Annotated in this window: 23 protein-coding genes; 11 read left to right on the top strand and 12 right to left on the bottom strand. The window is 63.6% G+C overall.

Translation table 11 applies throughout. The features are described from left to right. The first annotated feature begins 168 nt into the window (after positions 1 to 168). On the top strand, positions 169 to 1,497 hold the full coding sequence (locus M1D34_RS04895; RefSeq protein ID WP_498780953.1) for a PQQ-dependent sugar dehydrogenase: 1,329 nt from the start codon (positions 169 to 171) through the stop codon (positions 1,495 to 1,497). Positions 1,498 to 1,681: 184 nt separating this feature from the next. After that, positions 1,682 to 3,451: an adenylate/guanylate cyclase domain-containing protein gene (locus M1D34_RS04890; protein WP_498780950.1), complete on the top strand. Its 1,770-nt coding sequence runs from the start codon at positions 1,682 to 1,684 to the stop codon at positions 3,449 to 3,451. 292 nt (positions 3,452 to 3,743) lie between these two features. Here the strand turns inward: M1D34_RS04890 and ftsZ are convergent, their stop codons facing one another. Then, positions 3,744 to 4,784: a cell division protein FtsZ gene (gene ftsZ, locus M1D34_RS04885; RefSeq protein ID WP_010969666.1), complete on the bottom strand. Its 1,041-nt coding sequence runs from the start codon at positions 4,782 to 4,784 to the stop codon at positions 3,744 to 3,746. Positions 4,785 to 5,009: 225 nt separating this feature from the next. Here ftsZ and M1D34_RS04880 point away from each other — a divergent pair, with 225 nt between their 5' ends. Then, the gene (locus M1D34_RS04880; RefSeq protein WP_003537108.1) at positions 5,010 to 5,204 is read left to right on the top strand and encodes a hypothetical protein; all 195 of its coding nucleotides are present in this window, start codon (positions 5,010 to 5,012) and stop codon (positions 5,202 to 5,204) included. 37 nt (positions 5,205 to 5,241) lie between these two features. On the opposite strand, the gene M1D34_RS04875 is transcribed toward M1D34_RS04880, so the two are convergent. The 4 genes from M1D34_RS04875 to M1D34_RS04860 all read right to left on the bottom strand — a co-directional run bounded on the left by M1D34_RS04875 (position 5,242) and on the right by M1D34_RS04860 (position 11,166). Further along, positions 5,242 to 6,954 carry an HAD-IIB family hydrolase gene (locus M1D34_RS04875; RefSeq protein WP_498780947.1) on the bottom strand — a complete coding sequence of 571 codons (1,713 nt, stop codon included), beginning with the start codon at positions 6,952 to 6,954 and terminating at the stop codon, positions 5,242 to 5,244. 138 nt (positions 6,955 to 7,092) lie between these two features. Then, positions 7,093 to 8,154, bottom strand: coding sequence for an ABC transporter ATP-binding protein (locus M1D34_RS04870; RefSeq protein ID WP_498780945.1), 1,062 nt, complete (start codon positions 8,152 to 8,154; stop codon positions 7,093 to 7,095). After that, positions 8,142 to 10,178, bottom strand: coding sequence for an ABC transporter permease (locus M1D34_RS04865; RefSeq protein WP_003537114.1), 2,037 nt, complete (start codon positions 10,176 to 10,178; stop codon positions 8,142 to 8,144). The genes M1D34_RS04870 and M1D34_RS04865 overlap by 13 nt, the downstream gene beginning before the upstream one ends. Positions 10,179 to 10,185: 7 nt before the next feature. Next, positions 10,186 to 11,166 (bottom strand): ABC transporter substrate-binding protein, encoded by a 981-nt coding sequence (locus M1D34_RS04860; protein ID WP_498780942.1) that lies wholly within the window; start codon positions 11,164 to 11,166, stop codon positions 10,186 to 10,188. Positions 11,167 to 11,547: 381 nt separating this feature from the next. Here M1D34_RS04860 and M1D34_RS04855 point away from each other — a divergent pair, with 381 nt between their 5' ends. The 5 genes from M1D34_RS04855 to M1D34_RS04835 all read left to right on the top strand — a co-directional run bounded on the left by M1D34_RS04855 (position 11,548) and on the right by M1D34_RS04835 (position 14,570). Further along, positions 11,548 to 11,757, top strand: a complete 210-nt coding sequence (locus M1D34_RS04855) for a cold-shock protein (protein WP_003537120.1) — start codon at positions 11,548 to 11,550, stop codon at positions 11,755 to 11,757. A 170-nt stretch (positions 11,758 to 11,927) separates the two neighbouring features. After that, positions 11,928 to 12,215: a hypothetical protein gene (locus tag M1D34_RS04850; RefSeq protein WP_003537122.1), complete on the top strand. Its 288-nt coding sequence runs from the start codon at positions 11,928 to 11,930 to the stop codon at positions 12,213 to 12,215. 42 nt (positions 12,216 to 12,257) lie between these two features. Beyond that, entirely contained in the window at positions 12,258 to 12,494 is a 237-nt protein-coding gene (gene rpsU, locus M1D34_RS04845) for a 30S ribosomal protein S21 (RefSeq protein ID WP_003537123.1), read from the top strand. A 315-nt stretch (positions 12,495 to 12,809) separates the two neighbouring features. Further along, positions 12,810 to 13,484 carry a glutathione S-transferase family protein gene (locus M1D34_RS04840; protein ID WP_498780939.1) on the top strand — a complete coding sequence of 225 codons (675 nt, stop codon included), beginning with the start codon at positions 12,810 to 12,812 and terminating at the stop codon, positions 13,482 to 13,484. A 36-nt stretch (positions 13,485 to 13,520) separates the two neighbouring features. After that, positions 13,521 to 14,570: an aldo/keto reductase gene (locus M1D34_RS04835; RefSeq protein ID WP_010969672.1), complete on the top strand. Its 1,050-nt coding sequence runs from the start codon at positions 13,521 to 13,523 to the stop codon at positions 14,568 to 14,570. Positions 14,571 to 14,791: 221 nt separating this feature from the next. Here the strand turns inward: M1D34_RS04835 and M1D34_RS04830 are convergent, their stop codons facing one another. The 5 genes from M1D34_RS04830 to M1D34_RS04810 all read right to left on the bottom strand — a co-directional run bounded on the left by M1D34_RS04830 (position 14,792) and on the right by M1D34_RS04810 (position 19,816). Next, positions 14,792 to 16,018 (bottom strand): aminotransferase-like domain-containing protein, encoded by a 1,227-nt coding sequence (locus M1D34_RS04830; RefSeq protein WP_010969673.1) that lies wholly within the window; start codon positions 16,016 to 16,018, stop codon positions 14,792 to 14,794. Between the two features lie 678 nt (positions 16,019 to 16,696). Then, complete coding sequence (locus M1D34_RS04825; protein ID WP_498780936.1) at positions 16,697 to 17,026, bottom strand: hypothetical protein; 330 nt, start codon at positions 17,024 to 17,026, stop codon at positions 16,697 to 16,699. A 50-nt stretch (positions 17,027 to 17,076) separates the two neighbouring features. Further along, positions 17,077 to 17,775, bottom strand: coding sequence for a L,D-transpeptidase (locus tag M1D34_RS04820; RefSeq protein WP_010969675.1), 699 nt, complete (start codon positions 17,773 to 17,775; stop codon positions 17,077 to 17,079). Continuing rightward, the gene (locus M1D34_RS04815) at positions 17,763 to 18,707 is read right to left on the bottom strand and encodes an ABC transporter substrate-binding protein (RefSeq protein WP_010969676.1); all 945 of its coding nucleotides are present in this window, start codon (positions 18,705 to 18,707) and stop codon (positions 17,763 to 17,765) included. Before M1D34_RS04815 ends, M1D34_RS04820 begins: the two co-directional genes overlap by 13 nt. 155 nt (positions 18,708 to 18,862) lie before the next feature. Continuing rightward, positions 18,863 to 19,816 carry an adenylate/guanylate cyclase domain-containing protein gene (locus tag M1D34_RS04810; protein WP_498780933.1) on the bottom strand — a complete coding sequence of 318 codons (954 nt, stop codon included), beginning with the start codon at positions 19,814 to 19,816 and terminating at the stop codon, positions 18,863 to 18,865. A 234-nt stretch (positions 19,817 to 20,050) separates the two neighbouring features. Here M1D34_RS04810 and M1D34_RS04805 point away from each other — a divergent pair, with 234 nt between their 5' ends. After that, the gene (locus M1D34_RS04805) at positions 20,051 to 20,305 is read left to right on the top strand and encodes a hypothetical protein (RefSeq protein WP_010969678.1); all 255 of its coding nucleotides are present in this window, start codon (positions 20,051 to 20,053) and stop codon (positions 20,303 to 20,305) included. A gap of 65 nt (positions 20,306 to 20,370) precedes the next feature. Here the strand turns inward: M1D34_RS04805 and ilvC are convergent, their stop codons facing one another. Together ilvC and M1D34_RS04795 are read right to left on the bottom strand one after the other, a co-directional pair. Continuing rightward, positions 20,371 to 21,390, bottom strand: a complete 1,020-nt coding sequence (gene ilvC / locus M1D34_RS04800) for a ketol-acid reductoisomerase (protein WP_003537021.1) — start codon at positions 21,388 to 21,390, stop codon at positions 20,371 to 20,373. A 58-nt stretch (positions 21,391 to 21,448) separates the two neighbouring features. Then, positions 21,449 to 22,096, bottom strand: coding sequence for a TetR/AcrR family transcriptional regulator C-terminal domain-containing protein (locus M1D34_RS04795; protein ID WP_010969679.1), 648 nt, complete (start codon positions 22,094 to 22,096; stop codon positions 21,449 to 21,451). Positions 22,097 to 22,379: 283 nt separating this feature from the next. Here M1D34_RS04795 and macA point away from each other — a divergent pair, with 283 nt between their 5' ends. Beyond that, complete coding sequence (macA, locus tag M1D34_RS04790) at positions 22,380 to 23,660, top strand: macrolide transporter subunit MacA (protein WP_498780930.1); 1,281 nt, start codon at positions 22,380 to 22,382, stop codon at positions 23,658 to 23,660. A gap of 8 nt (positions 23,661 to 23,668) precedes the next feature. Continuing rightward, complete coding sequence (locus M1D34_RS04785) at positions 23,669 to 25,612, top strand: MacB family efflux pump subunit (protein WP_127517715.1); 1,944 nt, start codon at positions 23,669 to 23,671, stop codon at positions 25,610 to 25,612. Positions 25,613 to 25,615 lie beyond the last annotated feature (3 nt).

Here is a 25,615-nt window from a genome sequence, read left to right as displayed (position 1 = left end):
CGCCCCGTTTTTTTCTTGCTGCAGGAGAGAATACTCCCGAATGCGGCCCCTCGCAAAGATTGCAGGGAACGAGCCGAGAACGCTGCCGATCGGATGCGGAAGGGAATAGTATGACACGGCGTTCCGTCTCACTGCGAGAACAGCCGATCTCTTCCGGAGGGCATAGGGATGACTACCGTTCCGCGAAACCTGATCGTCATCACCATGGCCGGTGCGCTTATGGCGGGCTGCGCCGGCGTTTCGGCGCAAAAAGCGGCCCGTACGACGGGCGTTGTCGGCTATGGCCCGAATCCGACCTTGCCGAAGCCCAACCCTACGGTGATCCCGACCGTCAACATCGCCGACGCAAAAGGCTGGCAGGAAGGCGCCACGCCGACGCCGGCAAAAGGGCTGAAGGTGAACGCCTTTGCTGCGGGCCTCGATCACCCGCGCTGGCTGCATGTGCTGCCGAACGGTGACGTGCTCGTGGCCGAAACCAATGCACCGGCCAAACACGACGAAGGCTTCAGCCTCAAGAAGGCATTCATGAAGCTGGCGATGAAGCGAGCGGGCGCCGCGGCGACAAGCGCCAACCGGATCACGCTCCTGCGCGATACCGACGGCGACGGTATCGCCGATCTTCGCAGGACCTTCGCCGAAGGTCTCAACGCGCCCTTCGGCATGACGCTTTCAGAGGGCAAGCTCTATGTCGCCAATACCGACGCGCTCGTCGCGTTCCCCTATTCCCGCGGCCAGACGCGCCTGGGCATGCCGGAAAAGATCATCGACCTGCCGGCGGGAAATCTCAATCATCACTGGACGAAAGACGTGATCGCGAGCCCGGACGGACGAAAGCTCTATGTCACCGTCGGCTCCAACAGCAATGTCGGGGAAAACGGCATGGCTGCGGAAAAATATCGCGCCGCCGTCCTGGAGGTGGACAAGGCAAGCCGCCGCACCCGGGTCTTCGCTTCGGGCCTGCGCAATCCCAATGGTCTGTCCTGGAACCCGGAAAGCGGCGAGCTCTGGGTCGCCGTCAACGAGCGGGACGAGCTCGGCGACGATCTCGTGCCGGACTACATGACTTCGGTCAGGGACGGCGCCTTCTATGGCTGGCCCTACAGCTACTTCGGTCAGAACGTCGATGCGCGCGTCAAGCCGCCGCGCCCGGATCTCGTAGCGAAGGCGGTAAAACCCGACTACGCTCTCGGTTCGCACACCGCTTCGCTGGGGCTGACATTCTCCGAAGGCGCATCGCTCGGGCGCGCCTATGCCAACGGCGCCTTCGTAGGCCAGCACGGCTCCTGGAACCGCAGCGTGCACAGCGGCTACAAGGTGATCTTCGTGCCCTTCGCCAACGGCAAGCCGAACGGCCGGCCGCGAGACGTCCTCGCCGGCTTTGTCGGTCGGGACGGCAAGGCGATGGGCCGGCCGGTCGGCGTTGCGATCGACAGGCGGGGCGCCCTGCTCGTCGCCGACGATGTCGGCAATGTCATCTGGCGCGTCAGCCGAAGATAGCGGTTTTCGCCCCGATAGACTTGCCGCTTCCCCATTGCTACTCTCCCACTCGAGGCGATCGCAATGCGACTTTTCATGGCGTCCGCGGCACTTTGGAGCGGACCGGAAACTACGCACGAATTACCGCTCACACATGTTCAACCGATCGGTTTTTCGCTCACGACATCGCCGGGAGACGGACGGCATGAGGCGGCTGGCAGCGATCATGGACGCGGACGTCGTCGGCTATAGCCGGCTGATGGGACTGGATGAAGCGGGCACGTACCGGGCGGTCAAACGATGCCGTGATGCCTTCATTCTGCCTTTGGTCGCGGCCCATGGCGGAAGGATAGTCAAGCAGGCGGGAGACGGCACGCTTGCGGAATTCGCAAGCGTTCTCGACGCGGTCGCCTGCGCGGTCGCGATCCAGCGAACGATGCATGACCACGCCGGAGGCGCCGAAGCAGAGCGTCTGGAATTGCGCATCGGCGTCCATCTCGGTGACATCGTCGCTGACGATGGCGATATCCATGGCGAAGGCATTGCCGTTGCCGAGCACCTGCAGGAGATGGCGCCGCCCGGGGGCGTCTGTGTGTCGCAGCAGGTCTATGACCAGATCGGCTTGAAGGTGGATTTCCCCTTGACCGAAATCGGCTGCAGGACATTTGCCGATCTTCCCGGTCCGCTGCGCGCCTGGCGCTGGCAGCCGGGCGGCGCGGCAGGCGAAGAGCCGCCAGCGCCGGCGCAAACCGATCCCCTGCCCGGTAAGAAGCGTCCCTCGATCGCCGTCCTGCCCTTCGTCAATCTTTCGAGCGTCGAAGAACAGGAACATTTCTCCGACGGCTTTACCGAGGAACTGATCGCCACGCTCGCCCGATGCCGGTGGTTGCGCGTCGTCGCCCGCAACTCCTCCTTCACCTTCAAAGGGAAGGCAGCCGACGTAAGGAGGGTGGCGGAAGACCTGGGTGTCAAATACGTGATCGAGGGCAGCATACGTCGCGCGGCGAACCGCATCCGCATCACGGCGCAATTGCTGAGCGGCGAGACCGGCATGCTGCTCTGGGCAGAACGCTACGACCGCATGCTGGACGATGTCTTCGTGCTCCAGGATGAGATCGCGGGGCAGATCACCGGCACCGTGGAGCCGGAACTCGGCTTCATCGAATTCGCTGCGCTGCGCGGCCACACCGCGACGGACATGGATGCCTGGAACATTTATCTGAAGGGGCTATGGCACCTTTACAAGTTCGATCTGGAGAATCTGAGGATATCCAAAGCGGTCTTCGAGCGGGCGATCGATCTCGAGCCCGCCTTTGCCCAGGCCCATGCGCGGCTTGCCTATGTCCATATACAGCTCGGCTGGTATGGCCCCCTGGACGAGCGGGCCGAGCGGATCGCCGACGCGACGGCGCTCGCGGAACGCGCAATCGCGCTCGACGACCGTGAGCCGGCTGCCCATCTTGCGCTGGGCCGGGCACGGGCGCTCGGCGGCCAGCCGCAGCGCGGCATAGACCACCTGCGCAATGCGCTGAGGCTCGATGCAAGCTTCGCCCAGGGCCACTTCGCCCTCGGGCAAGCGCTTTGCTATGTCTGCCGCCCGGAGGAAGGCATTGCCGCGATCAACGAAGCCTTCCGGCTGAGCCCCCGCGATCCGCATCTGTGGACGTTCTACAACATGGTGGCCATCGCCCACTATCAGTCGGGTCGCTTCGCGCAAGCCGCCGAAGCGGCCCGCGCCTCCCTGCGCCAGGAGAACGCCACCTTCTGGCCGGCAATGGTCCTGGCAGCCTCCCTCGGTGCCATGGAGCGGTCCGACGAAGCCGGTTCAGCCGTGGCGAACCTTCTTCGCCGGCGGCCGGACATGACCGTGAAAACGGCCCGCGCCGAATTCTACTTCGGCAGCGTGCCGGTCATGCCGGAAGATTTCATCGATCGTTTCGTCCGCGATCTGCACCGCGCCGGCCTGCCTGACTGATATCCAGCTGCTGCCGAAAGGCCCGCCCCTCATCCGCCTGCCGGCGGCACCTTCTCCCCGCAAGCGGGGCGAAGGGACTCGCAGCGCTCTGTTGCCTCCGCCAGATTGCTTGGAATGGGATGTGCCCGATCAGGACTAGCCCTCTCCCCGCTTGCGGGGAGAGGGCTAGTCCTCGGGTTTAACCCGAGGAGAGGGGCAAACTGCAGTAGTGTTGTGTTTCCTGAAAACTCGCACCCGTTTGTCACTTTCGTGACATCTCCCCCGTACGGGGGCATCCGCCGTATCCGCTATCCTACTGCAGCGTGCGCGAAGGAACGGCGGCCGCCGTCTGGCCGTTCATGGCCTCCGGCGCCGTCGGCTGGGCGCTGCGGTTGCTGTCGAGGCCGGTCGCGACGACGGACACGCGGAAAGTGCCGTCCAGGCTCCGGTCGAAGATCGCGCCGACGACGATGTCGGCCTCGTCGTAAACTTCCTCGCGGATGCGGGTCGCCGCCTCGTCCACCTCGAAAAGCGTCATGTCCATGCCACCGGAGATTGACACGAGCACGCCCTTGGCACCGCGCATGGAGACTTCGTCGAGCAGCGGGTTGGCGATCGCCGCTTCCGCCGCCAGCATCGCGCGGTTCTCGCCGGTCGCTTCGCCCGTGCCCATCATCGCCCGGCCCATGCCCTTCATCACCGTCTTGACGTCGGCGAAGTCGAGATTCATCAGCCCCTCCTTGACGATCAGGTCGGTGATGCAGCTGACGCCCGAATAGAGGACCCGGTCGGCAATCATGAATGCGTCGGCGAAGGTCGTCTTGGCATCGGCGATGCGAAAGAGGTTCTGGTTGGGGATGACGATGACCGTGTCTGCGCTCTCCCGCAGCCGCTCGACGCCGAGCTCCGCCGTCTGCATGCGCCGCTGTCCCTCGAAGCTGAAGGGCTTGGTGACGACCGCAACCGTCAGGATGCCGGCCCGCCGCGCCGCTTCCGCGATCACCGGCGCCGCTCCCGTACCGGTACCGCCGCCCATGCCTGCCGTGACGAAGCACATATGCGTGCCGCCGAGGTGATCCATGATCTCGTCGATCGATTCCTGGGCGGCCGCATTGCCGATGTCGGGCACCGAACCGGCGCCGAGACCCTCGGTGATGGCAGCGCCCAGTTGGATCCGCCGCTCCGCCTTGGACGTCGCCAGCGCCTGCGCGTCCGTGTTTGCGGCGATGAAATCGACGCCCTGCAGGTTTTCGGCGATCATGTTGTTGATCGCGTTGCCGCCGCCGCCGCCGACGCCGATGACCGTGATCTTCGGGCGCATCTCGGTAATGATCGGCTTCTTGTATTCCGTCATGGTTCTTCTCCTTGGGCAGTTCCCCGGCCGCCCGAAAACTCGGAACACGGAGATCGTATGCGGTGCGGCGCGAATCAGGCGCTTTCATTCTAGGAATTCAAAAAAGCCACAGAGAAGGCAAGAGCGACAAAATCAAGGCAGTCCACAACTACCTTCATCGGCAGAGGAACAAAGAAATATCTGAGCACGTTCAGTCTGGGTTTCGCTCAAGGAGGAATCGCTGCCATGGGTATCGAACAAGCCCCGACGGCAAAGGGCAAGCAATCCGCCACCGGCCTGCGCAAAAGCGCCGCCAAGGAAGAGAAAAAGACAGAAGCACAAAAGGGGTCCGACCTTAGGAAAGGCGCCGAGCGGTTCGACGAACGTTCGAAAAGCTCCGACGGCCGCAGCGCCGCCTCGAAGCAGAAGCCGAAAAAGTAAAGAGGTCGTCCTTTCAACGCCCGCGGCAGGCGGCGGCTCAACCCGCTTCGGATGCGGGCGCGGTGTAGCGCCGGCGCACCGCCTCGGCCAGCCTCTGCCGGCTTTCGGCGGGCGAGAGCGAACGATCCTCTTCTATGCCTGCCGCCTCCCCCGCCAATTCCTCGTCGCCGATGCGTTCCTCGAACCACTTCGAGTAGTCGCCGCGACGCAAATGGTGCTCCCAGGTCCTGTCGTCTATGCCTTCGGCGATCTGCAGAAACATCGTCAGATTGTGAGCGCGCAAATTCATCTCGTTCTTCGGACCGCGGAAATAGAAGCTTGCCTCCTCGCCCAACCGGCCCTCCGCATATTTGCGCGTATGCCGCTTGCGGGCTTCCCGGGGTTGTTCGGCCTTGATCCGCCGAACCGGCGTGGGCGGCGTGCGCCGCCAGAAAAGAACCTCGTCTTCCCCGAAAGAAGCGTCCAGCCCGTCCGGCAGCGCCTCGTCGAAGACGGAGCATATCGTCGCGATTACGTCGCGCGCCTTTGGACCGAGCGCTGCGACCGCAGTGATCTCCTTGAGCGCATCCGGCGAGACGGAATCCGGATGGACCGTGATCATGATCATGCCGGAGCGGTCGTCGGACAGCGCGAGCGAGGCACTGTCGCGCGCTGCCGGCATGAGGTGATGGGCCTCGTCGATAATCAGCCAATGCGGCCTGCCCGTCCTGGCACGCAGTGCCGACAGGTCCGGCATCAGGTTGGCGAAGAACTCGGGCCGGTCGTTGGGTTCGACGCCTGTTGCGCTGACGACGACGTTGTCGTCCGGATTGGCCAGCAGCTCCAGCACCTCCCTGCCCGTAGGCGCGACAGACCCGTTACCCACGGTCACGGCGCCTTCAAGCCCCTCATAGTCGCCCTCGGGATCGAATATGCAGAGCTGAAAGTGCCGCTCCCGTAATCGCTCCGCAAGGGCGGTCGCCAGCCTCGACTTGCCGATGCCGGAACTCCCCGCTATCAGCAGCACGTCCTGCGGTCCGATCTCCACTTGCCCCTCGTCATCCTCACCGATCGGCACCTGGTGACGGGCACTCGCGCACAACGCATAGTCGGACTCCATGATCCGGTTCATCAGTTGCTCGACGCCGGCCCCGCGCACACCCTCGAGGACCACGTCAGCCGTATCCTTGAGCGCCGGCAGAGCGTTGGCGACCGCGGCTCCGCAGCCGCACATCCTTAAAAGCGCGTGATCGTTCTCGGCATCGCCTACCCCCACCACATTGAGAAAGGAAAGCCCCATCTCCTTGAGGGCCGCCTTGAGCCCCGTGGCCTTGTTCACCCCGGTCGGAAGCACCATGACGGCGCCCTTGTTGAAGATGATCTCGAGTTCGAGGCCGAGTTCGTTGATCGCCTCGAGCGCGGCTGTCTGGAACGGCTCCCAGGTGGCGACGATGGAACGGCCGACCGACATCCTGTCGACGCCCTTCTCCTTGAGGCGCTCGATGAAGGCCTCCGGCGGCGAGGGTGCAAGCAGCCGCTCCTCCCCGGTTTCCGGCGTATAGAGCAGCGCGCCGTTCTCGACGACGACCTTGTCGAACACGTCGATTTCGGGAAACACGCTCTTGAGGTCCGGCAGCTCGCGCCCGGTCACGAGCAGAAGCTTGCGCCCGCTCTCCTTCAGCCTCTTCAAGGTCTCCAGAGTTTCAGGACGGACGGCACCGTAGTCTGCAAGTGTGCCGTCGTAATCCGTCGCAAGAGCCATGACATACATCTGCGCGCCGCCTCCTTCTGTCGCCGGCCGCCAGATCCGCTCGATCGTTAGCCGCCGCTATTGTCGTGCTGCACGGTGGAACGTGCAAGGCCAAGGCTGGTTCCGGCCCGCAAGGCCGCCTGTCGCCGCAAGCTTCGTTCAAAGCCGCCAGCCTCCACTCACGACGAAGGGAACGCGAGCGCCCTCGCAGAGCGGCACGCTGCTATAGGCTTTGACGTTCTGCCCGTCCGGCAGCGCCAGTGTGAGAGCGAAGCGTTCGCCCTCGAAGACCGAGGAGAGAACCCGCATCGGAATGCCTTCGCTATCCCGATGAACCTGCTCCGGACGGACGAGCACGTCGGAAAGCGGCCCCCCGCCTGCATGCTCCTCACCCGCGGGCATCTCACCAAGCGCGGCGCCGAGGAGCGGCCAATCGAGCGCACGCGCCCCTCCCTCCGGCAAATTCAACCGCACGATCGCGCCGCGACCGATCAAGCCCCCGACGACCCGCCCCTCCGGCCGCGCATAGATTTCCGCCGGCGGCGCCACCTGAAGAAGCTTGCCTTCCGACATCACCGCGACATCGGTCGCAAGCGCCATCGCCTCGGCCTGGTCGTGAGTCACATAGATCATCGTCGCGCCGGAGCGCTCGTGAAAGGCGCGGAAGGTCTCCTCCATCGACTTCCTCAAATGCTGATCGAGATTGGCGAGCGGCTCATCGAGCAGCACCACGTCCGGTTCCGTGACCAGGCAGCGCGCCAGCGCCACACGCTGCCGCTGACCGCCGGAAAGTACAGCCGGCCGCCGATCGGCGAAATCCGTAAGCTTCACCAGCGAAAGCGCGTCGCCTACCCGCTTGCGCCAGGCTTCCCCGGAAATGCCGCGGACCTTCAACGGGTAGCCGACATTCTCCGCCACCGTCATATGCGGCCAGAGCGCATAGGACTGAAACACCATCGCCATGTTGCGCTTTTCCGGCGGCAGCACGCGGGTTGCATCCGAAAGCCTGCGCTCGCCGAGCTCGATCGAGCCGTCCGTCGGCTGCTCGAAGCCGGCGATCATCCGGAGCACCGTCGTCTTGCCGCAGCCGGAAGGCCCGAGCAGTGCGAGAAATCCCTGCTTGCGCAGCGCCAGCGACACGTCCGAAACAGCCGGCCTTACCCGGTCTGCACCTTTGCCGCCGAAGTCCTTGGTCAGGTGGTTGAGGATCAATTGCGCCATGGCAGCACGCCCTCCGGCAGGTATTTCGCGAGGAATTCGAGCGCCGCCATCAACCCGATGACCATGACGACGACGAGCACGGAGAGCGCCGAGGCAAGATCGGAAGAGCCGCTGTCGTCGAGATTGAAGATCGCGACGCCGAGCGTCTGCGTGCCGGCGGACCACAGGAGCGCCGAGACGGTCAATTCGTTCGCCGCGATTAGGAAGACGAGGATGACCGAGGCGCCGGCGGCCGGGGCCAGAAGCGGCAGCAGAACATCGCGCATACGGCGCAGGAACCCCGCACCCGCAAGCCGCGCCGCCTCTTCGAGCGAGGGATCCATCTGCAGGAAGGCGCTCATCACCGGCTTGAGGCTCACGGCAAGGAAGGAGGAGAAATAGGCGGCAAGAATGATCCAGATCGTACCGTAGAGCGAAACGCCGATCAGCGGCAGCGGTGCCGCGAAGGCAAGGATGAAGGCGACGGCGAGCACGATGCCGGGCAGCGCATAGGGGATCTCGATCAGGATCGCCAGCAGACTGGCAAGCCGCCCGCGTCGCGTCACGAGCAGGTAACCGGCCGGTATGGTGACCGCAAGCAGGCCGACTGCAGCGGCGGAGGCGAGGAAGAGGGAATTCTTGAGCGCCGTCAGCGTCATCGACTGGCGGAAGAGTACTTCCCCATAGGCGTTCAAGGACATGGTGTCGAAACTGAGCGGCACGCCGTAGGCCGGCACCAGGGAACTTGCGACGAGCGCCAGGAGCGGCGCGACCAGCAGCAGCGCCAGGATTGACCAAAGCAGCGCCTCCGCGGCGATCCGCAAGCGCCCGAGCGTGAAGGCGGCCCTCGCGCCGGCAAGGCCGATCAGGCGATAGTCCCTGCCCTTGAGCGCTCGCTGCTGCAGCAGCAGCCCTGCTGCGGAAATCAGGGCGATCAGCGTCGAAAGCACGGCGATCTCGCCGAAGGTGGACGAACCGAAACTCGCAAACCGGCTGAAGATCAAGGTCGGCAGCGTCTCGATCGAGGCGGGAATGCCGAGTATCGCCGGAATACCGAAATTGCCGATACCGGAGACGAAGGCGATCGCCGCTCCGGCGATGAGCCCCGGAGAGGAAAGCGGCAGAACGATGTCGCGGAAGACGCGCCAGGGCGAGGCGCCGGAAAGCCGCGCCGCCTCGACCCCGTCGCGCGGGGCCGCTGCAAGTCCGGCCTTGACCGCCAGGAAGACGAGCGGCGCATGCTGTACGCCGAGAAGCAAGGCGATCCCCGCAAGCGAATAGAGTGGCTGCGGGCTGCCGAGCGGCGGTGCAAGCCCCAGCGTCTTGAGCAGGGGGCTCGATGGACCCGACATCTCCACCCAGGCGAGCGCCGTCACCTGCGGCGGGATCATCATCGGCAGCATGAAGGCGAAGCTCAGGGCAAGCTTGCCGCGGATATCCGTAAGCGCAACGACAAAGGCGAAGAGTGCCCCGACGAAGAGCGAGATCGCCATGCCGCCCGCCGCCGTAATCAGCGTATTGCGGAGCGCCGCGAAGGTCGCCGCCTCGAAGAGCACCCTCACCGCCTCGCCTCCTTCGAGCCCCTTGATACCGGCCCATCCGAGTCGGATCAGCGGCAGCGCCGAAAGCAGAAAGACTGCGCCGAACACCAATGCCAGGAGCCATGCGGGCTCCCCGCCCGCGGACATGCGCTGGCCACGAAGTCGAAAATATGCCGCTCGCCACCCCGTCCCGGCCTTCGAGGAGTTCGTCTTAGGTGATCGATCTTCCGTCACGTAGGGTGACGGCGGCACCTCGAAGCCGCGCAGCGTCCGCGTCAGCGCCTTCGGTAGCGGGGCCCGGGTCGGTTCCCTGCTCCGCTCGGCCCCCTCCTCCGTCGCGCCGCCGAATGCGAACCGAAGCCACCGCCAGGACCGCGCCTTTGCCATTACGCGCACAGGGCGCCCCAGCATTTTCAAGCCGGAACCTCCCTCGGCATTCGGGTCCGCAGCCGGCGTGCGAGGTACCCGGCGCCGGTTGCGGGCGATCTCGTCAGTGTCCGGCATCGGAAGGTCAGTTGGTACCGAAAATGCCGGAGAAGGTTTTCAGATCCGCCTCGGAGTTCTTGACGGCTTCGGCAGCATCGACGGGAAGCACCTTGATCGTCTCGCGCGCCGGAAAGCCCGCCGGCAAGGCCATGCCGTCGCGCGCCGGGATATAGCCCATTTTCACGGCCACCTGCTGGCCCTCCTCGGAGAGCAGGAAATCGACGAATTTCTTTGCTGTCTCCGGATTCCTTGCGGTCTTCAGAACGGCGACCGGCTCCGTGACGGCGGAAACGCCCTCCGCCGGGAAGACGAATTCCACCGGCGCACCCTTGGCCCTCTCGCGGATGGCCATGAAATCGACCACCATGCCATAGGCCTTCTCGCCGGTCGCGACCGCTTTCAATACGCCGCCATTGCCGCCGGCAGCCGTCGCGCCGTTTTCGGCGAGCGCCTTGTAATAGTCCCAGCCGAGCCCGTCGATGCCGGCAAGCGTCTGCGCATGGATCAGCGCCGCACCCGAGGTGAGCGGGCTCGGCATGGTAACGAGACCCTTGGCCTCCGGCTTCGCAAGATCCTGCCAGCCGGTCGGCTTCATCGAAGCGGAAGCGTTGTAGATGATGCCGGTGGTGATCATCTTCGTCGAATAATAGGCGCCTTCCCCATCGAAGAGCGAGGCCTCATAAGCCGCCGCTTCCGGAGATTTGTAGGGCATCAGATGTCCCGCTTCCTTCAGCCGTTGCATCGTCACCGTATCGGCGATCAGAAGCACGTCCGCCACCGGGTTGCCCGCCTCGATCTCGGCCATCAGCTTGGCCATGATCTTCGTCGTCCCCTCCCGCACCCAGTCGACCTCGACACCCGGATTCGCCGCCTCGAACGCATCGACCGTCGCCTGCGCGTCCTCGTTCGGCTGGCTGGTGTAGAGCACGAGGCTTTCGGCGAAAGCGGCAGTGGACAGAAGGCCGGCGACGAGCGCGGCGGCGACGGCAGGGAGAAGCGTTTTCATGAATTTGCCCTCGGTCGGAGAAAGATCGCGCCGAGGGATAGAGCGGGTGCTTTACAGGGATGTGACAGCGAAAAGCCGGAAGAACCTCAGCTCGTCCGCCGGCCGGAGCATTCCCCCGAATGTTTTCGAACGATCCCTCGAGAATATTATTTGCGATTCAAATCAGCGGCTTGATCGTATTTTCCGGACGGGGTGAGGCCCTCGCACAATTAAATTCGGTTCATCCATTGCATATCTCGAAGCAGCGTTTATATATAGCTCATCGAAACTTGCTTGTGACCTTTGTCTACGCGCCGAAGCGCTTCGTCAGATTTCCTCTCAATATCGATCATACCGGACTGATATTCGTCCGGGAACTCTAGCGATTGAAAGGAAATCGTTATGAACTCAGGCACCGTAAAGTGGTTCAACAGCACCAAGGGCTTCGGCTTCATTCAGCCCGACGATGGCGCTACGGACGTATTCGTGCACGCCTCCGCCGTTGAACGCGCTGGAATGCGTTCGCTCGTAGAAGGCCAGAAGGTTACCTACGACATCGTCCGCGACACCAAGTCCGGCAAGAGCTCGGCAGACAATCTGCGGGCCGCATAAATTCGTCATTCGCCTCCGCTGACCACGGATGTACTGGCAGGGAGCGTTTGAATGACGGGGGCGCCCTAGCGCGTCTGAAAAGACGCGCGGCGCTCAAGAGGAGGTCGGGGTAACGCCCGGCCTTTTTTGCTTGTGCCGCCCTCCGGGTGGCATGGACGAAGGAGATGGCCATGGGCCGGAACACCTACAGCGTTGGCGACAGTGTCGTCCTGAGAGCCGATCTCACGCGCACGGCTGCTGCGGACCGGACCTGCCGCATCGTGTCGATCCTGCCCGCGGCCGAACATGGGGAAGCGCAGTATCGGGTGCGGTTCGGAACGGAGAACTTCGAGCGGCGCATCTTCGAACACGACATCGATCCTTCGGAAACGGCTTCGCCGGTTCAGGAACATGGCCAGGCGGCATCGCTCGACGGTAAGCCCTGGTTCAAACCCTTGAGCATCAGGACTCCGAAATAAAGAACCCAATCAGCAATCCCATAAATACGGAAAGGATCTACTTTGCAGGTACTCGTCAGGGACAACAACATCGACCAGGCTCTTCGCGTTCTCAAGAAGAAGATGCAGCGTGAAGGCGTCTTCCGCGAAATGAAGATGCGCAGCGCCTACGAAAAGCCGTCCGAAAAGCGCGTCCGCGAAAAGGCCGAAGCTGTCCGCCGCACCCGCAAGCTGGCGCGCAAGAAGCTTCAGCGAGAAGGCCTGCTGCCGTCGCCGAAGAAAGTCGCCCGCGCGCGCTGAGGCGCGCCGCTCCGGCTGCACAGCAGCTGCGGCGATCTTTGCACGTCTGCCGCTGTAGGCTGGTACCACTTTGCGACGCGCCCTTGCGCGTCGTTTTCATGCGTGAAGTCGCTCTGTCCCCTCTGCGGCGTTTCCTTCGACACTGCGATCCCTTTTCCTGCGCCTTTGCAGCCCCCAGACCCACAACGCGGCCGCGCGCCGGCACCTCGACCAGGCCGATGACGGACTTCCACCGAGGGCGTTGCGGACAAGCGTACTTTTCCCTTCCCGAATCCGCGCTATAGTCACCGGGGGTTTGGCCCAAGGAAATGTCGCATGACGCTCACCCTCTATCTCCATCCGCTCGCATCCTTCTGTCACAAGGTGCTGATCGCGCTTTATGAAGCCGGCACTCCGTTCAAGCCGCAGATCGTGGACCTGGGGAACCCGGCGGAGCATGCGCGCTATCTGGAGGTCTGGCCGGTCGGCAAGATCCCCGTGTTGCACGACAGTGTGCGCGACAGGACGGTGCCGGAAACCTCGGTGATCATCGAATATCTCGGCCAGCATTACCCCGGAGCGCAGCCGCTGATCCCGCGCGACGACGCCCTGGCGCTCGAGGCGCGGCTCTGGGACCGCTTCTTCGACCTTTACGTCCAGGTGCCGATGCAGAAGATCGTGACCGACACGCTCCGCGCTTCCGGCGAGAACGACCGGCGCGGCGTCGCCGATGCGCAAGCGTCGCTCGCGACCGCCTATGATCTTGCCGAACGCCACTTCAGGGACCGGCGCTTTGCCGCTGGGGAAAGCTTCTCGATCGCCGACTGCGCCGCCGCGCCCGCCCTCTTCTATGCCGGGATCGTGGCCCCGTTCGACGGCACGCATCCAAACCTCGGCGCCTATTTCGAGCGCCTGCTGGAGCGCCCCTCCTTCCAGCGCACGCTGGCCGAGGCGCGGCCTTATTTCCCGCTCTTTCCCTATAAGGACGCGATACCCGCGAGATTCCTCTAACATCCCTACTCGACCAAAAACACAAGGAGCGAGACAATGGAATATCGTCGGCTCGGCCGCTCCGGGCTCAAGATCTCGACCATCACCATGGGCACGATGACGATCGGCGGCGGCGGCAAGTTCGCCCAGGTCGGCGATGTCGGCATCGCGGACGCCCGCCGCTATGTCGACCTCTGCCTGGATGCGGGCGTCAATCTGATCGATACGGCGGACATCTATTCGACCGGCGCCTGCGAGGAGATCATCGGCGAGGTTCTCGGCGGAAAGCGCAAGGACGGTGTGCTCATCGCCACCAAGGCACGCTTCTCCATGGGCCCGGGTCCGAATGACGGCGGTCTTTCGCGCCATCACCTGATCAGCGCCTGCGAGGCGAGCCTCAAGCGGCTGAAGACCGATGTGATCGACCTCTACCAGGTGCATGAATGGGACGGCCAGACGCCGCTCGAGGAAACGATGGAAGCGCTCGATACGCTCGTGCGCCAGGGAAAGGTGCGCTATATCGGCTGCTCCAACTATTCCGGCTGGCACATCATGAAGGCACTCGGCATCAGTGCGCTCGAACATCGCCAGCGCTTCGTCAGCCAACAGATTCATTACACGCTCGAAGCCCGCGAGGCCGAGTACGAACTGGTCCCGATTTCGATCGACCAGGGTCTCGGCATCCTCGTCTGGAGCCCGCTTGCGGGCGGCCTTCTGTCAGGCAAGCACAGGCGCGGACAGTCGCCGGAAGGCACCCGCCAGCTTGCCGGCTGGAACGAGCCGCCGATCCGCGACGAGGAACGGCTGTGGAAGATCGTCGACATGCTGGTGGCGATCGCCGCCGAGCGCAACGTGTCCCCGGCGCAGATCGCGCTCGCCTGGCTTATCGGCCGCGATGCCGTCACCTCGGTGATCATCGGCGGGCGCACCGAGGACCAGTTCCGCGACAATCTCGCCGCCGCCGGCCTGAAGCTCACCGACGAGGAACGCGAACTCCTCGACGCCGTCAGCCTGCCGCCGGTGCTCTATCCCTATTGGCATCAGCTCTGGACCGCCAAGGACCGCCTCGGCGAAGCCGATCTGTCGCTGCTCGGGCCTCATATCTGAGTGACGGCAGGACTTTCTGGATCCGCGGCCGCTCCTCATCCGCCTGCCGGCACCTTCTCCCCGCAAGCGGGGCGAAGGAGACTCGCGGTAGCCGCTCGATATTTCTCCGCAACCGTTCATCGGAACTGAGTGAATGCCGCTTGTCCCTTCTCCCCGCTTGCGGGGAGAAGGTGGCGGCAGCCGGATGAGGGGCAATACCCAGAGCCCGCCGCGACTTCCGCCTAGGCCGCCTGCGCGACCTCGCCGCGAACGAGATCGCCCAGCCGACGGATGCCCTCGTCGATCATCCTGTCGTTGGCGCAGGAGAAGCTGAGCCGCAGGGTGTTTTCGCCGGAGCCGTCGGCGAAGAAGGCGCGGCCGGGGACGAAAGCCACCTTGGCCGTCTGGATCGACTTGGCGAGCAGCTCAGCGCCGTCGCTCCCCTTCGGCAGCGTTACCCAGATGAACATGCCGCCTTCGGGCTTCGTCCAGGTGACGCCGGCGGGCATGTATTTTTCGAGCGCCGACAGCATCGCGTCACGCCGCTGCCGGTAGGCCTTGTGGATCTTGGCCACCTGCTCCTCGAAGCCGCGCTCGGCAACGGTCGCGATCGCCATCTGGTTGATCGTGGAGGAGTGAAGGTCGGCGGCCTGCTTCATCAGCACCAGCTTGCGGATCACCGGTTCGGCGGCGCAGATCCAGCCGACGCGAAGGCCAGGCGCCAGTGTCTTCGAGAAGCTGCCGCAATAGATCGTGCGGGTGCTGTTTATGTCGCCTTTGCGGGCGATCTCAAGTGCAAGGATCGGCGGGATCGCCTCGCCGTCATAACGCAGCGACTGGTAGGCCGCATCCTCGATGATGGCGATGTCGAGCTCCTCGGCAAGTTCGAGGACGCGCTCGCGCCCGGCGCGGCCCACCGTCTCGCCGGTCGGGTTGGCGAAGTCGGCCGAGAGATAGGCGAACTTGACGCGCCCGCCCGCTTCCGCTGCGGCCTGGGCATAGGCTGCCGGCGTCCGGTTGCCGGCGGGGTTCAGCTGATCGTAGCTAGGTTCATAGGCGTTGAAGGCCTGCAGCGCACCGAGATAGGTCGGCCAGGTGACGAGCGCCGTGTCTTTCGGCGACAGAAACAGCTTGCCGAGATAGTCGAGCCCCTGCTGCGACCCGGAGGTGATGAAGATGTTGTCGACGCTCGCCGGAATGCCAAGTGCCGCCATCTGCCCGGCGAGCCACTCGCGAAGCGGGCGATAGCCCTCGCTTATCGAATATTGCAGCGCGGCACCGACCGACGGCCCACCGAAAATCTCGGCGTAAGCCTCTCTGAACGCATCATTCGGAAAAAGCTCCGGATCGGGAATTCCGCCCGCAAACGAAATGATGTCGGGGCGATCGAGCAGCTTCAGCAATTCGCGGATCTCCGAAGCCTTCATCCGGCTCGAGCGCGTGGCGAAAATGCTTTCCCAATCCAGCATGGAGGTCCTCCCGGTTGCACCCGAGGGACATGAACACAGCGCAATATTTAAGTCAATATTCCTGACCTATCTTGCTGAGCTCTCGACCGTGCCTTCGATCGGGCAAACGAGTGCGGAGCCGCGCCGCGAGTCTCCTTCGCCCCGCCTGCGGGGAGAAGGTGCCGGCAGGCGGATGAGGGGCGGCCGCGAATTCATAAGGGTTGCCACCGCTCAGATATGCGGCAGCGGCCCAGAACTGATGCCATTAGGGATGGAGTACCGGTGGCAGGCTGACGGCGTCGAGGAGTTCGCGCTCCGGGTAACAGCGTCAAAAACAACGGTCGTCGCGGCTTGAAATGCCAACGATCGGCCCGGATGCGCTCCGGTCAGCAGGAGGCGGCAAATGTCTCCTGATATTTAAGCTTCACCCTCGTCGAAATAGCTGCAGACCAAGAGAAACGAAATCCCGGCCAAGATAAGCAAGTCGAAAAGAGCGAAGTGCTGTATGATCGTGGACATAGTGCTCCTCCTACCCACAATGGTATCAGAACACAATTTTCGCGTTTTTGGAAGAAAATTCGCAGAATAACTGCCGAAGGAGAACTCTATTCTTTATTTTTCTTGCATCGCAACATTTATACTGCGCCGCAAAAGAGAATCCGGAAAGAGGTTTTCGCCCGGATACGCCCGTCTCAAGAGCTATGCCGGCTGGACCGACTTCACGCTGCCGCTGCTGTCCACGATGCAGGTAAACTTGCGACCGGCGGCATCGAGGTCGACGCTGTAGCTCGTCGCATCGAGCTGTCGAGAACTCATCGGCAGGACCTTGGCGCCGCCGGCCTGGGCGACCACGGCATTGGCGCACAGGAGCTGGAGGTCGGCGGGGGCTGTCTGGAGGCTCGTGCGGGCCATTTCCTGAGGCTCAGGGTTCGATTGGCATGCGGCAAGAAGCAAGGCCGCAGCCACCACATACGCTTGAATTGGACCCACGTTACTCGTCGACAAATCCACATCCTCCGGTCTTGGCACATATAGCCCGTATCTTCGCGCTCTCGCCCGTCCGGCCGCGTTTCGGCCGGTCACACGCCCTTATAGAGCGCAGCCCCCTGCATCAGCACGATGACCTTCGCGCCCACCCCGACGCGCGAATGCAGGTCGATAATGTCATCATTGTTCATTCTTATGCACCCGGAGGAAACGTCCAGCCCGATCGTCCAGGGCTCCACCGTACCATGGATGCGGTAGATCGTATCGTTATCACCTTCGTAAAGGTAGAGCGCGCGAGCGCCTAGCGGATTGTCAGGCCCGCCCGGCATGCCGCCTGCCCATTTTGCCGCGTTCGGATCGCGCGCGACCATCTCGGGCGGCGGCGTCCAGGTCGGCCACTCGGCCGTGCGCCCCACCCGAACGATGCCCGCCCAGCCGAAACCTTCGCGGCCTACGCCGATACCGTAGCGAATGGCCTGACCGCCGGGCTGCACGAGATAGAGGAAATGCTGGTTGCCATCGATGATGATCGTGCCCGGGACTTCGGCCGTGCGGAACGGCACCATCTGCCGGCGAAAGGCCTCGGGAACCTGATTGTTTCGCGCAAAATATTGCCGCGCTTTCCTCTTATCGTAGTTCACCCATTTCTTCGTCTTGGAATCGTAGATCTGCGTTTGGGCAAGCGCTGCAAGCGGAACGAGGCAAAGACCGAGGAGAAGCAGCGCCTTGCCGAATTTACGGCGGCCTGCCTGTCTTTTCGAGAGCGTCTGGATCATCGTCATTTCGCCCATCCGTCGATCCGTTCCGCGTGGCTTTCAACCCATTTCCTGGCGTAGTCCGCAGGGGCCTGTCGCTCGACTTCGAGCGCATAGCTCATCGCCGTCACTTCATCCGGCGAGAAGTCCACCTTCTGAAGGAACTGCGCGACTTCCGGATGCTTCTTTGCGAAGGCCGTCGCATAGCCGATCTGAAACTGCCCGGCGTCCCAGGCCGTGGCGGCGCTCGACTTGCTGACCCATAGCGGGTCGTTCGGCGGCGCGATCTTCCATTTCGCCGGGTCGTGAGGCGGCTCCTCGAGCCGGGAGATCTGGTGCAGTTTGAAAACGTGGTGCGGAGCGTAGCAGTAGAAGACCATCGGCCGCGCGGTCGCTATCGCCGCGTCGACCGCCGCCATCGCTACTTCCTCCTTGGCCTCGACGAGCGTCAGGTTCGCCGCATAGCCGTAGCCCGCCGCCCGCGCCCGTTCGATGCCCGTCGAAAGCCATTCGGCGGCACCGATCCACATTTCGCCGCGCCCGTCGCCGTCGGTATCCAGGATCTTGGTCTTGGCCGGATCGCCGAGATCCGCGACGGACTTGATCGTCGCAGCCGCTTCCGGCGTGGCGCAAATCCCCTGCCATGCCGGTACCGCACGCTCGCTAAGCGTCACGACGCCTTTTTCGGTCACGAATTTGCGGACGAGTTCGTCGAAATTCGGCCGCCAAACCTCCGGCTGGATATCGACCTCCCCCTTTTCGAGGCCGATGAAGGCGGTCAGCGTCCCGAGTTCGCGCACCTCCGCCTCAAGGCTGAATTTCTTGGCGATGCCGAGCTTGAGAATATTCGCGGCTGCCTGTCCGGATGGCCAGGGCGGCATTGCGATCACCAGATCCGCCGCCGCTGCCGGCGCAGCCACGGCCAACGCCAGCGCCGCCGCACAAAGGAACTCCCGGCCTCTCCCCACAGTGCCCCCCGAAAAGGTTTATCTGAACGTCGTCCCGATACGAATGCCTGCTGGGCTTTATCTTCCCTGGCGCGCACAATGCACGGCTTGCCGAGTCACGTCAACTTCCGGTTACACCGCATCCCTTCCGCCGCTTAACCTATGCGAGCCGGTGCTCACCGCCCGGGACGGCGCGTGACCCACCGAATTCCCGCCGCAACCGCAATTCCAAGCAGAGGCCATACCGCCCAGAATCTCCCCTCCCAGGAAAGGAGATTGACCGCAAGGACCGCAAATCCGGCTGCCCCGAGCAGGGCGAGTCCGCGGTCGAGCCGCGTGGACGTCCATAGGCAACGGAGCACCCCGATCAAGGCCAGCGCAAATAAGGCCCATCTGGCCCAGAACGTTCCCTCCCAGGAAAGCAGATTTACGGCAACGACCGCCGCTGCGGCTACGGCGAGGACGCCAAAAAGGCGACGGTCTGCCGCTGTGCGTTCGACGATCGTCGCTCGCCCTGCCCCGGTGTCGGCGGCCGGGGTCCCGCGGTCCGAAAGTGCACCCGGTCGCCCCCAGTCGCTGCCCCCTTTGTGCGACACCGTGCCCTCGGCCGTTCCGATCTGGACCACATAACTCGGAACGCCCCCGTCGATATTCTTGACCGTCAGCGCGCCAAGGAATTCGAAGCCGACGGCCAGCTTGTTGCGAACCTGATCATAGACGGTGCTCGAAATCACGATGCCACCGGCCGGTGCCGAGGCTTGCAGGCGGGCCGCGATATTGACGCCGTCGCCGTAAAGGTCGTCGCCGTCAGCGATCACATCGCCGAGATTGAGGCCGATGCGATAATCCATCCGCGCCTCGCCGTGCCGTTCGGCATTCAGTCCGGCCAACTCGTTCTGAACGTCTATCGCCGCCCTCACCGCCTCGACTACGCTCGGAAACTCCGCGATCACCCCGTCGCCCCAGGTGTTGACCACCCGTCCCTCACGCGCCTCGATCAGGCGCGCCATGGCATCCCGGCTGCGCTTGAGAGCCGCCAGCGTTCCCTCCTCGTCTTTGCCCATCAGGCGCGAATAGTCCTGCACGTCGGCACAGAAGATGGTGGTCAGCTTACGGCGTGTTGGTGGCATCGGATTTCGCCCTCGCTCGAAGGCCTGAGCCTCGCTGGCACCATAGCGACGCCGTCGCGATTCTCAATGCCGTACGCATCTGCCGCGGCATCACTGCGCGCTTGGAGCATTTCCGGGAAAAGTGTGTAGCGGCTTCCCGTGCGGGAGCACCTGCAGCCTGCTGCAAGGAACTGATCGGTCCCTCGGCGGTTTGGAGCCGTGTATCGCATGAAGCGACGAAACTGGAGGTTACAGATGTTGAGGAAAATGTTGGTTGCAGCCGCGATATCCGCCGCTTGCGTGTCCCCAGCCTTTGCCCAGGCCGATATGGTCTGCGACCAGGCAGGCATGACGAGGCTCGAGACTGACGTGGGCCAGATCACCGACACGGGCCGGAAGGAGATGGCGCAGAAGGAGCTCGCCATGGCCAAGGAGGCACTGGCAGCGAACGACCAGGAAAAGTGCAAGTCCCATATGGCGAATGCCATGAAGGGTAAGGATCCGATGTAAGACGCTGAAAATAAGAAAGCCGGAGCGTGGGCTCCGGCTTCCTTTCTGTTCATCGCAGGCGGATCTTAGTTTTTCGCCTTGTCGACCAGCTTGTTCTTGCCGATCCAGGGCATCATTGCACGCAGCTTCGCGCCGACTTCCTCGATCTGGTGAGAGTCGTTGACGCGACGGATGCCCTTGAAGCGAGCGGCACCGGAGCGGTATTCCTGCATCCATTCCGAGGTGAACTTGCCGGTCTGGATGTCCTTGAGGACCCGCTTCATCTCGGCCTTGGTGTCTTCGGTGATGATGCGCGGTCCGGTGACGTATTCGCCCCACTCGGCCGTGTTCGAGATCGAGTAGTTCATGTTGGCGATGCCGCCTTCATAGATCAGGTCGACGATCAGCTTCACTTCGTGCAGGCACTCGAAATAGGCCATTTCCGGCGCATAGCCGGCCTCGACCAGCGTCTCGAAACCGGCGCGGATGAGTTCGACCAGGCCGCCGCAGAGAACGACCTGCTCACCGAAGAGATCGGTTTCGCACTCTTCCTTGAAGTTGGTCTCGATGATGCCCGAGCGGCCGCCGCCGACGCCGCAGGCGTAGGAGAGAGCGAGATCGAGGGCATTGCCGGAAGCGTCCTGATGAACGGCGACAAGGCACGGGACGCCGCCGCCCTTCTGGTATTCGCCGCGGACGGTATGGCCCGGGCCCTTCGGAGCGATCATTACGACGTCGACCGAGGCCTTTGGCTCGATGAGGCCGAAGTGGACGTTGAGGCCGTGCGCAAAGGCGATTGCCGCGCCGTCGCGGATGTTTCCGGCGATGTCGGCCTTGTAGATGTCGGCCTGCAGCTCGTCGGGCGTCGCCATCATCATCAGGTCGGCCCAGGCGGCAGCTTCGGCAACCGTCATGACCTTGAAGCCGTCCGCTTCGGCCTTCTTTGCCGTGGCGGAACCCGACTTCAGCGCAATGGCGACGTTCTGGGCGCCGGAATCCTTCAGGTTCAGCGCATGGGCGCGGCCCTGGCTGCCGTAGCCGATGATGGCGACCTTCTTCGACTTGATGAGGTTGAGATCGGCATCACGATCGTAATAGACGCGCATCGAATTTTCCTTCCCTTTGCTTGTCCGTTTCGCTTTGGCAGCCGCAGATACGGCCGCCCTACCTTTTCGCGCCGTAGAGCGCGAGAAAGGCGTCGACCGCCCGCTCCGCCCTGCGGCTGAAATCCTTCTTCAGGCTACCCGGCTCCTCGCCGAGAAGCATGCGCAAATGCCAGTCCGAGACGACGAGGCCGTAAAGCGCGCCATAGGCCTCATCGGCGTTGTCGAAAGCGAGGAGACCGGCCTTGCGGCCCGCTTCGAGCAGCGCTCCCGCCCTGCGTCCGATCTGCCGGCGGCCGCGCTCCTGCAGCATGTGGCCGAGCTTCGAGCCTTCCCGGCTCGCCTGTCCGATCGCCAGCCGGTTGAGCGCCAGCGACACGTCGCCTGCCAGCACGTCGAGAAGGTCCTTGGCGAAAGCGACGAGATGCACCCTCAAGCTGCCCCCGTCCAGCTTTGCGGCGGAGACGTCGAGCGTGCGAACCTTGCTCGCCTGAAAGGCGATCATGGCCGAAAGGAGCCCTTCACGATCGCCGAACCACTTGTAGAGGCTCTCCTTGGAGCAGTTCGCCGCGCGCGCCACACCCGCCGTCGTCAGCGCCTTTTCGCCCCCGTCGACAAGCAGGCGCAACGCCTGTTCGAGCACCGCTCCCTGGCGCTCCGTCAGGCCGTTTGCGGCGCCTGCCTCTCTCATCGCTCCGACGTTTTGCACTCGCTGTCGCCTCATCAGTACCGTACGGTACGGTTCGTGAGGTTTCTAATTGTCCGATCGGGGAACGTCAAGCGGTTTTGGATATCCGGCTCGTTTTAAGGGCAGCCCTGCTCTAAAACCGAGCAACCCACTGACGGAGTGCGGTTTCCCTGCCTGCGTCGCCCCCGAGCCCGCTTTGCCGGCGCGGCCCTCCCTACATTACGAAAATATAATGATCTCAAAGCTTTTCGCTGATCGGGTTGATCTTTATCTTGAATGAAGATGCCTGAGATAGAGAAAATCGATGAGCAACACAGCGAAGACGAGGGAAGACGAAGCGGCGCGTGGTTCGACACCGTCGAATGTCACGGTCATCCCGGCTCCGGTGACGCCGCCGCGCAAGAAGCGCCGCTCGCGCCGCCCCTGGATCTTTGCGCTCCTGGTGCTCGCGGTTGTCGGCACGGGCTACTATGCCTGGAGCCGCCAGGGGGCGCCGCCGGCCACCACCATGATCACCCAGGCGGTCACGCGCGGCGACATCGAAGAGAGCGTGACCGCCGTCGGCACGCTGGATGCGGTCAAATCGGTCGATGCCGGCGCACAGGTCTCCGGCCAGTTGAAGTCGCTGCATGTCGGGATCGGCGACAAGGTCGAACAGAACCAGCTCATCGCTGAGATCGACCCCGCCTCGATCGAGAACAGGATCGAGATCGATGAGGCGGAACTGGCCAATCTTGAAGCGCAGCTCGTCTCGAAGAAGGCCCAGCTCGTATTGAAGCAGGCCAATATCGAGCGTCAGCGCAATCTCGTCGCCACCAACAGCGTTTCGCAGTCGACGCTCGACCAGGCCGTCGCCGATCATGCGGCCGCTGGGGCCGATGTGCAGGCGATCGAGGCGCAGATCCGCAAGCAGAAGGCCACCCTTGCCGGGGACCGGGTCGATCTCGGCTATACCAAGATCTATGCTCCGATGGCCGGCACCATCGTCGACGATCCCGCCAAGGAGGGACAGACCCTCAACGCCAACCAGACGACGCCGACGATCGTCACCATCGCCGACCTTTCCACGATGACGGTCAAGGCGCAGGTCTCCGAAGCCGATGTCGGCAAGCTGAAGCTCGGCATGGATGCGTATTTCACCCTGCTTGGACAGCCCGGAAAGCGCTTCACCGGCAAGTTGCGCCAGATCGAGCCGATGCCCGATACCGAGAACAACGTCGTCCTCTACTACGCCCTCTTCGATGTCCCCAATCCCACGGGCGAATTGATGATGTCGATGAGCGCGCAGGTCTTCTTTGTCCAGGCGGCGGCCAAGAATGTGCTGGTCGTGCCGAGCGCGGCACTCCGCACCGTGGAAGCCGCGGCCTCCGACGGGCCCGCAAGAGCGGAAGTGACCGTCGTCGCGCCGTCCGGTGCGACGCAGACGCGCACCGTCGAAGTCGGTGTCCGCAATCGGGTGAGCGCCGAAATCGTCAGCGGGCTGCAGGAAGGTGAGAAAGTGGTCGTCGACGCTGCCTCCGCCACGAACGGCAGCCGCGCTCCCAATGCCACCCGGCGCGGCATGCGCATGCCGCCGATTTTCTGAGCACGCCGATGGCCCCGCTCATTTCACTCCAGGATGTCAGCAAGACCTATTTCAACGGCGACATCGCCGTCGAGGTCCTGCACCATATATCCCTCGATATCGAGGCCGGCGAGTTCGTCGCGATCATCGGACAATCCGGTTCCGGCAAGTCGACGCTGATGAACATTCTCGGCTGCCTCGACCAGCCGACCTCGGGCAGCTACTTGATCGAAGGCGAAAACGTCTCCGGCTTCGACAGCGACGAGCTCGCGGCGCTGCGTCGCCGCACCTTCGGCTTCATCTTCCAGTCCTACAATCTGATCCCGACCGCGAGCGCCCGGGAGAATGTCGAGGTGCCCGCGGTCTATGCCGGCGTTTCCGCCCGCGACCGGCACGATCGTGCCGAGGCGCTCCTGCAGTCGCTCAAGCTCGGTGAACGGCTCGATCATCGTCCGAACCAGCTTTCCGGTGGCCAGCAGCAGCGCGTTTCGATCGCCCGCGCCCTGATGAATGGAGGCCGCGTCATCCTTGCCGACGAGCCGACCGGCGCGCTCGACAGCCAGAGCGGCGACGAGGTGATGCGCCTCCTTCGCGATATGAACGAAAACGGCCACACCGTCATCGTCATCACCCATTCGCGCGAGGTCGCCGCACAGGCCGACCGGCTGATCGAGATCAGCGATGGGCACATCGTTGCCGACCGCTCCAAGAAAGGACGCAGCAATCCCGATGCAGCCGTCGGTCTCGCCCAGCGCACGCGTGAGGGCTTCGCGGCAATCGCGGACGTGTCGGAAGCGGTGAAGATGGCACTGCGGGCGCTACGGGCAAACCTCTTCCGTACGATCCTGACGCTTCTCGGCATCGTCATCGGCGTCGGCTCGGTTGTCGCCATGCTCGCCATCGGCACCGGCGCGCAGAATTCGGTACTCGACCGCATCTCGTCGATGGGATCGGATCTTCTCGTCGTCCGCCCCAGCATGGCGAATTTCCGCGGCAGCGCCGGCGGGACGAATGTCACCCTCGTGCCGGCAGATGCGGACGCGATCACCGAGCTTGCGAATGTCGCATTCGCCGTCCCGGAAATGACGAGCACGGTGACGCTTCGGCGCGGCAACATCGACTATCAGACGACCGCCAACGGAACGGTGCCGCAGTTCACGGAAGCGAAGTCCTGGAAGATCGGCCGCGGCGAGTTCATCAACCGGAACGACATGGAAACATATGCACCGGTCGCGGTGCTCGGCGAGACCGTCGTCAAGACGCTTTTCCCCGAAGGCTCCGACCCGATCGGTCAATACGTGCTCGTGAACAAGATCCCCTTCCAGGTGATCGGGGTGATGAGCGGGATGGGCGCCAGCGCCGGCGGCAACGATCAGGACGACGTGGTCCTCGTGCCGCTCACGACCGGCAGCATGCGCCTCTTCGGTCAGCGCAACATCCGCACGATCACCGTCAAGGTGCAGGATGCCTCGGCAATAGACCTGACCCAGGAGAGAATTCAAGCGTTGCTCAATGAGCGCCACAGGAAGGACGATACCCAGATCACCAACATGTCTTCCGTGCGCGAGGCCTTTACCGAGACTTCGAACACCATGAAATTCTTCCTGGGGTCGGTCGCAGCGATTTCGCTGCTCGTCGGCGGCATCGGCGTGATGAACATCATGCTCGTCAGCGTCAGTGAACGCACACGCGAGATCGGCGTGAGAATGGCGACCGGAGCGCGCGAGCGGGACATACTCGTGCAGTTCATCGTCGAGGCGCTGGTCGTTTCCGCGATCGGCGGGGCGATCGGCGTCGTGGCCGGTCTATCGACAGGTTACGCCGCTAAAGCCTTCGGCATGCCCGTCAGCTTCACGCCTGGCCCCGTCGCGCTTGCCTTCGCCTGTGCATTTCTCACCGGCCTGCTCTTCGGCTATCTGCCGGCCAGAAACGCATCGCGCCTCCAGCCGGCGGTGGCCCTCAGCGCGGATTAGATC

Source organism: Ensifer sp. D2-11 (genome assembly GCF_054161295.1).
This window is presented reverse-complemented; position numbering and strand designations above follow the sequence as displayed.

What these genes read in the sequence shown, in the direction of transcription:
- M1D34_RS04895 (WP_498780953.1), top strand. Translation starts at nt 169, where the DNA reads ATGACTACCGTTCCGCGAAACCTGATCGTCATCACCATGGCCGGTGCG.
- M1D34_RS04890 (WP_498780950.1), top strand. Translation starts at nt 1,682, where the DNA reads ATGAGGCGGCTGGCAGCGATCATGGACGCGGACGTCGTCGGCTATAGC.
- ftsZ (WP_010969666.1), bottom strand. Translation starts at nt 4,784, where the DNA reads ATGACGGAATACAAGAAGCCGATCATTACCGAGATGCGCCCGAAGATC.
- M1D34_RS04880 (WP_003537108.1), top strand. Translation starts at nt 5,010, where the DNA reads ATGGGTATCGAACAAGCCCCGACGGCAAAGGGCAAGCAATCCGCCACC.
- M1D34_RS04875 (WP_498780947.1), bottom strand. Translation starts at nt 6,954, where the DNA reads ATGTATGTCATGGCTCTTGCGACGGATTACGACGGCACACTTGCAGAC.
- M1D34_RS04870 (WP_498780945.1), bottom strand. Translation starts at nt 8,154, where the DNA reads ATGGCGCAATTGATCCTCAACCACCTGACCAAGGACTTCGGCGGCAAA.
- M1D34_RS04865 (WP_003537114.1), bottom strand. Translation starts at nt 10,178, where the DNA reads ATGCCGGACACTGACGAGATCGCCCGCAACCGGCGCCGGGTACCTCGC.
- M1D34_RS04860 (WP_498780942.1), bottom strand. Translation starts at nt 11,166, where the DNA reads ATGAAAACGCTTCTCCCTGCCGTCGCCGCCGCGCTCGTCGCCGGCCTT.
- M1D34_RS04855 (WP_003537120.1), top strand. Translation starts at nt 11,548, where the DNA reads ATGAACTCAGGCACCGTAAAGTGGTTCAACAGCACCAAGGGCTTCGGC.
- M1D34_RS04850 (WP_003537122.1), top strand. Translation starts at nt 11,928, where the DNA reads ATGGGCCGGAACACCTACAGCGTTGGCGACAGTGTCGTCCTGAGAGCC.
- M1D34_RS04840 (WP_498780939.1), top strand. Translation starts at nt 12,810, where the DNA reads ATGACGCTCACCCTCTATCTCCATCCGCTCGCATCCTTCTGTCACAAG.
- M1D34_RS04835 (WP_010969672.1), top strand. Translation starts at nt 13,521, where the DNA reads ATGGAATATCGTCGGCTCGGCCGCTCCGGGCTCAAGATCTCGACCATC.
- M1D34_RS04830 (WP_010969673.1), bottom strand. Translation starts at nt 16,018, where the DNA reads ATGCTGGATTGGGAAAGCATTTTCGCCACGCGCTCGAGCCGGATGAAG.
- M1D34_RS04820 (WP_010969675.1), bottom strand. Translation starts at nt 17,775, where the DNA reads ATGGGCGAAATGACGATGATCCAGACGCTCTCGAAAAGACAGGCAGGC.
- M1D34_RS04810 (WP_498780933.1), bottom strand. Translation starts at nt 19,816, where the DNA reads ATGCCACCAACACGCCGTAAGCTGACCACCATCTTCTGTGCCGACGTG.
- M1D34_RS04805 (WP_010969678.1), top strand. Translation starts at nt 20,051, where the DNA reads ATGTTGAGGAAAATGTTGGTTGCAGCCGCGATATCCGCCGCTTGCGTG.
- ilvC (WP_003537021.1), bottom strand. Translation starts at nt 21,390, where the DNA reads ATGCGCGTCTATTACGATCGTGATGCCGATCTCAACCTCATCAAGTCG.
- macA (WP_498780930.1), top strand. Translation starts at nt 22,380, where the DNA reads ATGAGCAACACAGCGAAGACGAGGGAAGACGAAGCGGCGCGTGGTTCG.
- M1D34_RS04785 (WP_127517715.1), top strand. Translation starts at nt 23,669, where the DNA reads ATGGCCCCGCTCATTTCACTCCAGGATGTCAGCAAGACCTATTTCAAC.